The 11,209-nt window shown below is 46.9% G+C and carries 11 protein-coding genes and 1 pseudogene; 6 read left to right on the plus strand and 6 right to left on the minus strand.

Annotation, left to right across the window (positions count from 1 at the left end; all coding sequences use genetic code 11):
* Positions 1 to 10 precede the first annotated feature (10 nt).
* Positions 11 to 586: a TetR/AcrR family transcriptional regulator gene (locus AC0VZ8_RS28135; RefSeq protein ID WP_071222497.1), complete on the plus strand. Its 576-nt coding sequence runs from the start codon at positions 11 to 13 to the stop codon at positions 584 to 586.
* A 49-nt stretch (positions 587 to 635) separates the two neighbouring features.
* A complete protein-coding gene (locus AC0VZ8_RS28140; RefSeq protein ID WP_475485141.1) occupies positions 636 to 1,706 on the plus strand; it encodes a serine hydrolase domain-containing protein in 1,071 nt (356 codons plus the stop codon).
* Positions 1,707 to 1,768: 62 nt separating this feature from the next.
* Here the strand turns inward: AC0VZ8_RS28140 and AC0VZ8_RS28145 are convergent, their stop codons facing one another.
* Positions 1,769 to 2,686: a YitT family protein gene (locus tag AC0VZ8_RS28145; protein ID WP_071222495.1), complete on the minus strand. Its 918-nt coding sequence runs from the start codon at positions 2,684 to 2,686 to the stop codon at positions 1,769 to 1,771.
* Positions 2,687 to 2,842: 156 nt separating this feature from the next.
* Complete coding sequence (gene cls / locus AC0VZ8_RS28150) at positions 2,843 to 4,273, minus strand: cardiolipin synthase (RefSeq protein ID WP_260067938.1); 1,431 nt, start codon at positions 4,271 to 4,273, stop codon at positions 2,843 to 2,845.
* 238 nt (positions 4,274 to 4,511) lie between these two features.
* On the opposite strand from cls, the gene AC0VZ8_RS28155 reads away from it, so the two are divergent.
* A complete protein-coding gene (locus AC0VZ8_RS28155; RefSeq protein ID WP_475485142.1) occupies positions 4,512 to 5,483 on the plus strand; it encodes a M23 family metallopeptidase in 972 nt (323 codons plus the stop codon).
* Between the two features lie 32 nt (positions 5,484 to 5,515).
* Positions 5,516 to 5,935 (plus strand): bactofilin family protein, encoded by a 420-nt coding sequence (locus AC0VZ8_RS28160; RefSeq protein ID WP_071222492.1) that lies wholly within the window; start codon positions 5,516 to 5,518, stop codon positions 5,933 to 5,935.
* A 134-nt stretch (positions 5,936 to 6,069) separates the two neighbouring features.
* Here AC0VZ8_RS28160 and AC0VZ8_RS28165 read toward each other — a convergent pair whose 3' ends face one another.
* On the minus strand, positions 6,070 to 6,843 hold the full coding sequence (locus tag AC0VZ8_RS28165; protein ID WP_235613219.1) for an ABC transporter permease: 774 nt from the start codon (positions 6,841 to 6,843) through the stop codon (positions 6,070 to 6,072).
* Positions 6,836 to 7,753, minus strand: coding sequence for an ABC transporter ATP-binding protein (locus AC0VZ8_RS28170; protein WP_475485143.1), 918 nt, complete (start codon positions 7,751 to 7,753; stop codon positions 6,836 to 6,838). Before AC0VZ8_RS28170 ends, AC0VZ8_RS28165 begins: the two co-directional genes overlap by 8 nt.
* Before the next feature lie 584 nt (positions 7,754 to 8,337).
* On the opposite strand from AC0VZ8_RS28170, the pseudogene AC0VZ8_RS28175 reads away from it, so the two are divergent.
* Positions 8,338 to 8,529: pseudogene (locus tag AC0VZ8_RS28175) on the plus strand (helix-turn-helix domain-containing protein); the annotation flags it as partial.
* 111 nt (positions 8,530 to 8,640) lie between these two features.
* On the opposite strand, the gene AC0VZ8_RS28180 reads toward AC0VZ8_RS28175, so the two are convergent.
* The gene (locus AC0VZ8_RS28180; RefSeq protein ID WP_475485144.1) at positions 8,641 to 9,567 is read right to left on the minus strand and encodes an LCP family glycopolymer transferase; all 927 of its coding nucleotides are present in this window, start codon (positions 9,565 to 9,567) and stop codon (positions 8,641 to 8,643) included.
* Positions 9,568 to 10,591: 1,024 nt separating this feature from the next.
* Here AC0VZ8_RS28180 and AC0VZ8_RS28185 point away from each other — a divergent pair.
* Complete coding sequence (locus AC0VZ8_RS28185) at positions 10,592 to 10,960, plus strand: helix-turn-helix domain-containing protein (protein WP_071222486.1); 369 nt, start codon at positions 10,592 to 10,594, stop codon at positions 10,958 to 10,960.
* A gap of 90 nt (positions 10,961 to 11,050) precedes the next feature.
* Here the strand turns inward: AC0VZ8_RS28185 and AC0VZ8_RS28190 are convergent, their stop codons facing one another.
* Complete coding sequence (locus AC0VZ8_RS28190; RefSeq protein ID WP_179090689.1) at positions 11,051 to 11,197, minus strand: hypothetical protein; 147 nt, start codon at positions 11,195 to 11,197, stop codon at positions 11,051 to 11,053.
* Positions 11,198 to 11,209: the final 12 nt, after the last annotated feature.

The raw sequence follows: 11,209 nt of genomic DNA on the forward strand, positions 1-11,209 counted from the left end.
GCAGACAGTCATGGCACCGAAAACGAGGTTCACCAAACAAGATATCGTGCTAGCCGCATTTGACATTGCCCAGACCGATGGGATCGAGTCCATTACGATTCGTAAAGTAGCTGAACGTCTGGGCAGCTCCATCGCGCCGATCTATGTCAATTTCAACGATGCTGAAGAACTGATTCAACAGGTCGTCGATAAGACCTTCCAGGTAGCCCGTGGATTGATTACAGAGCAGAAGTCCGGTCAGCCTTTCCGGGATATCGGCATGGCAAGTCTCCGATTCGCCAAGGAATACCCTGTGCTCTACCGGGATTTGATAATGAAGAACAATCCCCACATGAAGAATACCCCCGAACAAATTCGTGAGGTTATCGGGTTAATGAAGTTAGATCCGGAGCTTGCGGGATTTTCTGATCAGGAGCTGCAATCTATTTTATTGAAAATGCAAACCTTTCAGACAGGTCTCTGTATCATGCTAGCCAATGATCTGTTCACGGAGAGCGTTGATGACGACAAGATGATCCATATGATGGACGAGGCTGCTCAAGATTTCATACGTGCCGCTCGTTTGCGGAAACAGCAAGAGAAATGAATCTGCGTTAGGTGTCGATACATTTCGATCTATAGGAGGTATACGGAGAATGGGAAGAGCCCTGGAGCAGTCGCTTCTGGATGAATGGTTGGAACGGATCGCCAATAAAAAGAATGTGTTTAGCACGGTTCTGTGCGTCGAGGACCAGGAGCAATCACTATCCCTTGTCAGCAGCGGCGGGGCAATGAAGACTGAAGACCGCTATTTCATTGCCAGCGTGACCAAATTGTACGTGACAGCCGTAATATTGAAATTACGATCCGAGCAGCGGATTGGGCTCGATGATCCTATCGGCAAGTACCTCCCCGAAGAGATCATGGCGGGACTGCATAGGGTGGAGAACAAGGATTACTCTGAAGAAATCACCGTCAAACAGTTAATGTCCAACACGTCAGGCATCCCGGACTATTTTTCTGGAAAGGTCTTCTCCGACCTCATCGCCGGGCATGATCAGGCTTGGAGTCTGGACAAAACATTGGATGCCGCCAGACGGCAAAAGCCCAGATTCAAACCTGGCCAGAGAAATAAAGCCCAATATTCCGACACCAATTACCGGCTGCTTGGCCGAATAATCGAGAATATCAAGGGCGAACCCATTCAGAACGTATTCAAGGAGTACATTTTCGACAGGCTGAATCTGATGCAGACGTATTTTTTTCATGATCCCGAGGATACAAGCCCCGTTCCTTTCTATTATAAGAAAAAGCGTTTGGACCTTCCTCTGTACATGGCGTCAATCGGAGCGGAAGGCGGCATCGTCTCAACGGCAAGGGAAACGATGATGTTCCTGCGCTCCTTTTTTAACGGGAAACTGTTTCCGATAGGTGATCTGGATGAACTCCAGCGACAATGGAACTTTCTCTGGGCACCGGGCCCCTTTTTCTATGGCACCGGCATTTCAAGACAGCCGCTATCTCCAATCAGCCTGGGACGGGGACTCATCGGTCACTGGGGTCAATCCGGCGCATTTGCCTTCCATCATCCTGAATCAGGACTCTATTTCACCGGAACCGTGAACCAGGCTGTCGGTCAATCCGCGGCTGTGCAGGCAATGACAATAATCATTCGCCATTATGGGCGGGAGAAGAAGACGCTTCACTTGCGCTCAGACACCCCTTAAACAAAAAAATGCTCCACCCGTGTTAACTCTGAACATGGGTGGAACATAGCACTTCATGGTGATTAATGTATGGCCTTCTTCTTAAAGCGGCCGCCCTTCACATCATGGATGTTACCGATGGCAACAAAAGCCTGGGAATCCCAATCTTCCACGATGGATTTGAGTTTCGCTTCTTCCAAACGGGTGATGACAACAAAGATAACCTTCTTGCTGTCCCCGGAATAAGCACCCTCTCCATCCAGATAGGTTACGCCGCGTCCCAAACGTTGGGTTAACGCATCACCGATCTCCTTATGCTTATCACTGATAATCCATACCGATTTGGATTGATCGATGCCTTCGATTGTAATGTCAATCAGTTTAAACGCCAGGTAATAAGCAATGAGCGAGTACATGGCATGATCCCAACCGAAAATAAATCCAGCACTGCCCAGAATAAATACGTTAATGAACATCACGATTTCCCCAACAGAGAACGGTGTCTTCTTGTTGATCAGAATGGCTACGATTTCCGTGCCGTCCAAGGAGCCGCCGGACCGGATTACAAGACCAACCCCGACCCCGAGCAGAACGCCGCCGAACACGGCCGCTAGCAGCGGATCGATGGTAATCGGATCGACGGGATGCAGAAAATAAGTTCCAATGGACATGATCACTACAGCGAACAGCGTGGATAATGCAAAAGTTTTCCCGATATGTTTATATCCCATAAACAAAAATGGAAGGTTGAATAAGGTCAGGAATATACCAAGCGGAAAATCCGTGATATGGGAAACCATAATGGATATCCCGGTAATGCCTCCGTCAATAATTTTGTTGGGCACCAGAAAGATCTCCAGCCCTACTGCCATTAGTACCGCACCGAAAGTTAAGAACACCAGACGACGGAGAAGCTTCAAGGTGGTTGAGCCTGCCTTGGGATTCTCCGGCTTCTGCTGCTCCGCTTTCACTTGTGCAAGAATCTTCACATCACTTGACATAAATCTCCCCCGTTCAACTTATGAAAAATAAGCTAATTTATATTTATAAGTGAAAACCTTATAAATATTCTATCATATAAACAAATGCTGGACATAGAACTTTCAGGCTTCTTCCTGAATTTCACTTTACCCTGCATTCCGCGTAAGATGTTAAAGCTAAAGCATGGGAGACAGCATCCTACATAATATTTCGGCAGCTTTCTGCCATCTTCCGCGCTGACGAAACACCTCCGGATCCATAAGCCTGCTCTGTTTAAGATCCTCCTTAAAATCCGCAACCAACCGCTCTATAGGCAGCTGATCAAACAGCACGGCGGTCAGCTCGAAATTACAGAAAAAACTCCGCATATCCATATTCGCCGTACCGACCGAGCCGAGAAGCTCGTCCACAATGAGCACCTTGGCATGGATGAATCCTTTTTCATACTCGTAGAAGGTAACTCCCGCTGCCAACAGCTCTTCCACATAGGACAAGCTCGCCATTTTTACAAAACGGGAATCGGCACGATCCGGAATAATGATGCGTACATCCACACCACTCACCGCCGCCGTCTTCAGCGCTTCATATATTCCTTCATCCGGAATGAAATAAGGCGTAGTGATCCATATCCGTTCTTTGGCTACGGATATCGCCCCAAAGCACATCTCCTGGATGGCATTCCAGTTCAGATCCGGTCCGCTGCTCAATATTTGCACTTGTTCATCCCCGGTGCATTGATGCTCCGGGAACAGCCCGAAATCCGCAATGCGTTCTCCGGATGCGAGCTTCCAATCATGCAAAAACACATTTTGCAGGAAGTAGACCGCATCTCCCTTTACCTCCAGATGCGTGTCGCGCCAGTAGCCCATTTTCGGATATTCGCCCAGATAGTCGTCCCCGACGTTAATCCCGCCAAGAAAACCGATTATCCCATCCACCACGACGATTTTACGGTGATTCCGGTAATTGATTCTGCGGCTGAACATCGAAACCATGGCGGGCAGGAAGAAATAGAACTCCACTCCCGATTCCTTGAACCGCCGAATGAACGTTTTCTTAAGTTTATAACTGCCAAGCCCATCACAAACCAGGCGTACCTTGACGCCTTCTTGCGCCTTTCGGATCATGACCTCCTGAAACTTCGTGCCGATCCGGTCATGACGAAAGATATAGAACTCCACATGGATGTGGTCTTTGGCCTGTTCCATAGCACGCAGCATGGCATCGTAAGTCTCTTCTCCATCCGTCAACACGCGGCTCTGATTACAGCCTGTAATCGGACTCTCCGACAAGTGATTGAGCAGATTGAACAAACGGTCATTATGATGAAATTCCGCATTGTTCATGCCTTCCTTGTTCCAAACAACGGCGGCCCGATCCCACAGGTGTCCCCTAAGCTCCTGAAACAGTCTGGAGCCCCGCTTGCGAATCTTCAATCGCTTCTGATAGTCCCTAGCCACAAAGAAATAGAGTACAAACCCGATCAATGGGAGGCAAAATAAAATAAACAGCCAGGCCACGGCCTTGGACGGATTCCGAAACTCCAGCAACAGCACTGCAACCATCTGCAAAATAAAAGTAATAAGTGCAACCAGAAGCCACACCATACCGGCAGCCTCCTCACCATGAATAATAGTCGTATTTTGAATCGATTAACTACACTACATCATTGACCAATTCCATATGTATTTATTCAATTACCCAATGGCGCACCATACTGAATAAATTCTCTTAATTAATATTTTTTGACATGTTCTTCGAAAGAATAGAATACATACTAGATAAGGAGCTGGCCAAGTCTAGCGGGTACCATGATCCATAAACGATGTATGGAAGGGAGATGCCATGAAAACCACACACCGTAAACAACGCTTAACCTTGCTGGTGCTTCGGGATGCCCAGCATTCAGTCAAACAGATCCATCTGTCCAAGCCTCTAATGATAGCGGTGCCCGCGGCCGCTATTTTGTCCATCGCCGGACTGATCGTTTCCCTGCAGATCCAGTCGGCCCAGACGATCTCGGGGCTGGAGCAGCAGCTGATGCTCAAAAACCTGGAAGCCTTAAAGATGGAAGTGACGGTTACCGACAAGGAAGAAGCCATAGAACGTCTAAACAAAGCCATCATTCAGCTGTCGGGCGAAGCAGAGCAAACGAAGGTCCAGATGGAGCGCGTTCAGCAGCTGGAGCAGGAGCTTCAGCAGTTTATTCAGAAGCACGGCAGCTTGTCAGGACAGACCTCCTCCATCACGGCTGAGGATAAGCAGCATGTCGGAGGGGAATTCATTGCCGTTCATGAGAATGGAATGTTAAGTCTCGCGAAGGAGACTCAGGATGATTTTGAAGAGATTCAGCAGTTGATTTCTCGCATGGAGCAGCATATTCCGCGTACGCTGGATCAGGCTCAGGAAACCCAAGAGAAACGTGAAGGCACACCCTCTCTATGGCCGACCACCTCTAAGCGGCTGACATCGAATTTCGGTTATCGGAGCGATCCTTTTACCGGGCGTTCGGCCTATCATGCCGGCATCGATATTGCCGGTAAAACCGGCGATCCGATCTATGCCGCCGGTGCCGGTGAGGTGACGGCAGCGGAACGCAGCGGAGCTCGAGGGCTTTATATCGTCGTCAAACATCCAAATGGACTGGAGACCTGGTACATGCATCTGGACAGCCTGGACGTGTCGGTAGGCGATTATGTCGATCAAGGTGATACCATCGGCAAGCTGGGTTCCTCCGGGCGAAGCACAGGCCCTCATCTTCATTTTCAGGTCGTCAAAAACAACCAGACGATTGACCCGTTGCCTTATCTGCAGTAACAACATCCAATCTTGGTGAGGAGGAATATAATATGAAAAAGAAAAACAAGAACAAGCGGGCTTCAGAGAGAACGGATACGCTGATTGGGCCGGGAAGCGAAGTGGAAGGTGTGCTTCAATGCGAAGAAAACCTGCGGATTGACGGCCGCTTTAACGGCTCCATCGAAAGCCAAGGCTGTGTCACGATCGGCGAAGAAGCCATTGCCCGCTCCAATATCTCCGCTCGGGAGGTCATCGTGGCCGGCAAGGTGTATGGCGATGTAACGGCAGAAAACAAACTGACCATTACGCCTACGGGACAAATGTACGGGGATGTTTACGCCGCTTCCCTGATCGTTATGGAAGGCGGACTCCTGAATGGGGCTAGCCGAATGGACCATCCAACCTCCAATCAAGATGCTGCAGAGTCAACGGACACCACACTGCCGCTTCAGCGTTCGGAAGCAGGTTAACCTAAGCGTATGGACGACCACTCGAACCCGGCAGTTTTATATAGAGCGGCTAGTTCTTTCAGCCGACATCATCAAAGAGCCCCTTCCCATCCATGTTCACACGGGCAGAAGGAGCTCTTTTCTTATTCATAAAATTAAGCTGCAACGTCTCTCCTCGTAAAGGCCAACCAAGAGATGAGCATGAACAACAAGCTATAAACAACCAGAATCGTGATGGAGAACCCGAGCCCCACTCCCCCCGGTCCGACCGGCGACTGAATGTAACCGCTCAGGTCGGTGTGGAGAAAGAGTAAGTACTTCGCCCATGCAAACCGCTCCGGATTAAAGATAAAGCCGAAAATATCCTTGGTGAACAGCACCAGCAGCGATAAGCCAATCGCCAAACCGCCAGAACGAAACACCGTAGAAAGCATAAACGCAATCAGCGAGATGACCAGCGCCTGGGTCGTATCGGTCAGCAGGAGAAGCAGCGAATTGTTCATCGAAGATCCCTCGAATCCGCCCGACAATCCGGTATTTCCGGAGAATAACAGCAGCGACATAGCGATCCCTACCACAGCCGTGATTCCTGCACAGAGCAGACCGAATAGAATCAGAGCGGTGAATTTGGACAACAGAATCTTCCCTCGGCTCCATGGCCGAATCAGCAGCAATTTGATGGTCCCTCCGGCAAACTCCCCTGCCACGATATCCGCCGCGATGATTACCGTGAAGATCGTACTCAGGTAGATGGTGAAACTCTCCGTCCATGTGAATACGGTCCAGACATCCATCGGCGCATTCGTAAAGTACAGCATGGTAGGCATAGCCACATTAAACAAGAGAAGAATCGCCAGCATGACCCATGTCCGTACGCGATAGTAAATTTTCATATTCTCATTGGCTACAAGACGGGTAAAGTTATTCAACAACGAATCCCCCTCCCGTCATTTCCAAGAATTGATCCTCAAGGGACCGGGTCACCGGCTGTATGGCATAGACGCGTATGCCGGCTCCGACCAATGTCGCGTTGATATCCGCAATCATATTCTCGTCACCGCGGACAATGATTCGGTGATCGCGGGCTGACGCTTGGAATTCTTGGAGCAGCGCCGCCGCTGCTTCCGCGTCATTGACGGTAAACGCCGTCTCTTCAAACACACGCTCTCCCTCAGCCGTCCGCAGCTGCCGGATATCAATCAGCTTGCCGTGGCGTATAATGCCAACGGTATCACACATCAGCTCCATCTCGGACAGCAAATGACTGGAGACGAATACGGTCGTCCCTTCCTCCTGCGTCAATCTGCGCAAATAATCTCGCAGCTCCCGAATGCCCTGCGGGTCCAATCCATTCGTAGGCTCGTCCAGGATCAGAAGCTTCGGCCGGTGCAGCAGTGCCTGCGCCACGCCGAGCCGTTGGCGCATCCCCAGCGAATAGGTCTGCACTTTCTCATGAATCCGATTCCCGAGCCCTACGAGTTCCACCACCTCATCGATACGTTCCTTGGTAATGCCCTGCATCATGCGCGCAAAATGCTTCAGGTTGTTATAACCAGACAAAAATTTATACATCTCCGGGTTCTCGACAATCGCGCCAATCTGGGCGGCTGCCTGCTCATAATTCTTCTGTATGCTGTAACCCCCGATGGTAATATCCCCTTGAGTGATGGACATCAGCCCGACCATCATGCGAATGGTTGTTGTCTTGCCAGCCCCGTTCGGTCCAAGAAACCCGAAGATTTGCCCAGATGGGATATCTAAAGTCACATTATCCACCAAAATCTTGGACGAGATTTTCTTCGTAACCCCGAGCAGTCTTACCAGCGGTTCCTGCTTCATGTAATCTATTCTCCTTTGCCCTTGTATCATGCAATCTCCACAATTATACAATACTAGAGCAAAGGACAAAATTGTTGAATGCATGACCCCTATATTTGCTGTTATTGGAGCCGTCTACTCGCGATGCACCAACAAAGCCGATTGACACGCCTTGCAGACTCCCGCCGGAACATTATGCTTATAGAATCCGGTTTTATACAAGCTGTGGCTTTGTGCAATAGGAAGCATCCGACAGCAACTGACGCAATACATCATCACTTCTTTCATCCCGTCATCTCCTCTTTCGGGATAGATGCATCTATATCTATGCACAGTATGATACAAAATGTATCCACTACAAAAATTCTATATAAATTGTTACTCTTTGTCAAACCTAAATCAAGCAAATTATGATAAGACTACAGGACCTGGGATAGCCATGATTATCGGAAAGATAAAGATACATTTTTTTCTAAATTTTTAATAAATGATACAATATGTATTGACGATCGATGGAATTTAAGATACATTTTGTATCATATTAGATGTTTTATATGATGTAGGTTTGCTCTAAATTAATGGAACTTGTAGAGAGGTGATTGTGAATGTCATATGGATCTCGCATTGCAAAATTGCGGGAGCAAAAAGGTTGGACCCAGGAAGAGCTATCCGAACGTATTGGTATCAGTCGGGCTTCTTTATCACATTATGAGAAAGATCGCAGAGAACCAAACTTGGAAACGCTAACAAGATTAGCGGACGTATTTCAAACCACGATTGATCAAATCATTGGAAGATAGTCTGTTCAATCCCCCCACTAAAAAATAATCAAAATAACCTAAAACTTCGATATTCTACTCCACACACAAAAACCCCCTTTACTCAAAAAGGGGGTTTTGTGTTGAGAATCATTCCATATACGCTTGTAACGTAGACGTTATCTTTTCTCTTTCTTGATCACCGACGATATAATACCATATTCCATTCATTTTTTGTCCATGGCCTGCGATTTCAACCTGCTCAACCTTTTTCAGTTTTTGACGGTACTCTGTTACAAACATCTTCATCTCTTCAAACGAAATATCCGTTTTGACGCTGTTTCCAACGTTATCCAAAAGCGATTCCAGTTTAAAAACAGTCGAAATCCTTATCAGCTTATTTAAGATCCCCTTCAGAACCTCCCGTTGCCTTGCATTCCTGCCTAAATCCCCCTTAGGATCTTCAAACCGCATACGCGAGAATGCCAATGCTTCCTCACCGTTTAAGTTCAACTTCCCTTGATCAAAGTCATAGCCTGCATATTCGAACCGCATATGGTTATCCACGGTGACTCCACCCAATGAATCTACAATGCTGGAGAAGCCCTCCATGTCCACTTTAATGTAGTAATCGATAGGGAATTGCAAAAAATTCTCCACGCTGCTGATCGACATCTCAACGCCTCCAAAGGCATAGGCATGGTTAATTTTATCCACCGTTCCATGTCCTACGATATCAGTCCTGGTATCACGTGGAATATTAAAAATAAGTACTGACCCCTTTGCAGGGTTTACTGCCATTAATATCATGACGTCGGATCGTCCACGATCATAGGGCCTTTGGTCTACGCCCATAACCAGAACAGTAAATGGATCAGCGTCCTTCATGTTTTTCTCTCCGAGCTGAACAGTCGTCCGATCATGTACGAATGTTGGAACTACAGGCGAAGGCTCCCGCTCTTCGTAAATCCGAACCGCTGTCGACTTAATGGATTGATACGTATACAGAAGATAAGCTGAAGGCAGCAGTATAAGAATAGCCAGCAGCCACAGGACCCATTTCCTTGTCATTTTCATCCAGTGATGCCTCCATTGCGTTGACCTTATACTGTCCCGTTAAAGGTCGATGCTGAATCACGACTTAAAGCATAAATAAATACAGTGAAATCATCTTGAACAAAGATTAGGAGAAGGGAAACCAGCAGAAATATGTATCGAGGATGTTTCATGATTACAATGAACTAAATATACAACTCCGATTCGAGATTAGATAAAAATCCACATATGAAATTATATAATGAAGTCTCATTATTAGTAGGAGAAAAACAATGATATTCTAAACCTATCCCTCATCATGCATACGGATTTAAGGTAAAAGAACTAATGACCAAGCAACGTAAATATAGTAGAATAGCAATAAACCATGATAATGATGCATCGGGATTCCCTGTTCGCTGCAGGCTATCCATGAATTACGTTTCAGTTATAGAGACTCATTTTATTCGACTCGCTGTGACTGAACATCATTCGGTTCAACATACCCACGATACGGGTCTTTTTATCGCCGTCTGTATGGAATTCAGTATGATACAATCGGCGTCCATAAAAGAGCCCCCTTGATTCAATGTGGCCCGAAAGCAGAATATGATCCACATTATCATCAATTTCGTAACCCAATATAATACTAGAATGAGTCGGTATTTCCCAAGGACATAGGAATACAAGACCACTGGGCAGCAGCTCTAGCGGTGTAACGGAATGACTTTTCCCATGAATGGTTAATTGCCCGATCTGCATGACTCTAATCCTTACCGTAATTTGGTGTTGGCGTTCTCGTAACATTGGAGGTAACCCATCCGCTCCTTATTATAATTTTTTGGTATGGGACATTTCTGCACTGGATAAAATGATACTAACTGTACCCAAACCTTTACATTGCAGATACAATATGTATCTCGTTAATGTTTATAATACGATACACATTGTATCTAGTCAATAAAAAGTAGTCTTTTTATGTATATAATAAATCGGCAGTTTTAACTTTATTGATCTATTCAATTAACTTCTATAGATACAAGCCATTCGAAAGGGGGATCAATGCGTGAACTACGGAGAACGAATATCTGAATTACGTGAACAGCATGGGTGGACTCAGGAAGAGCTCGCTACCTCTGTCGGTATTACACGTGCTGCACTATCCCATTATGAAAAAAATCGGCGCAAGCCCGATTTCGAAACATTGACCCGCCTGGCAGATCTGTTTGACGTATCCATAGATTATCTGATCGGGAGAACGACACAGGAAAAAACGGTGCTTGATACGGAAGTTCGATCGTTTGTGGACGGACTTGAACTATCCGATGAGGATTTATTGGAACGCTTTAACCTTACGGTGGACGGTCGCAAGCTAACCGAAGATGAAGCCAAGCGATTTATTGCATTTGTTCGCATGGAACGAGCCATGAAATAATGCTCATGCCCAAGAACTACAAAATCCCCGCCGTGTAGGATACGTTCATCGCTACATGCCGGGGATTTTATTGTCTTCATAAGATCATATCTAATCTTTTCTTAATTCCTCCATTTGCAGCCATTTATCAGGATGGATTCCCAATTGAGTCATGAGCTTATTGATGTCGATGTTCGTTTTCTGCTGGTCAAGCCGCTGCTCGGTGCTTCCGGAGCCTCTCTCCTTGTCCACACTCATTTCCACAACTAC

This window comes from Paenibacillus sp. QJM3NY_38, assembly GCF_056173265.1.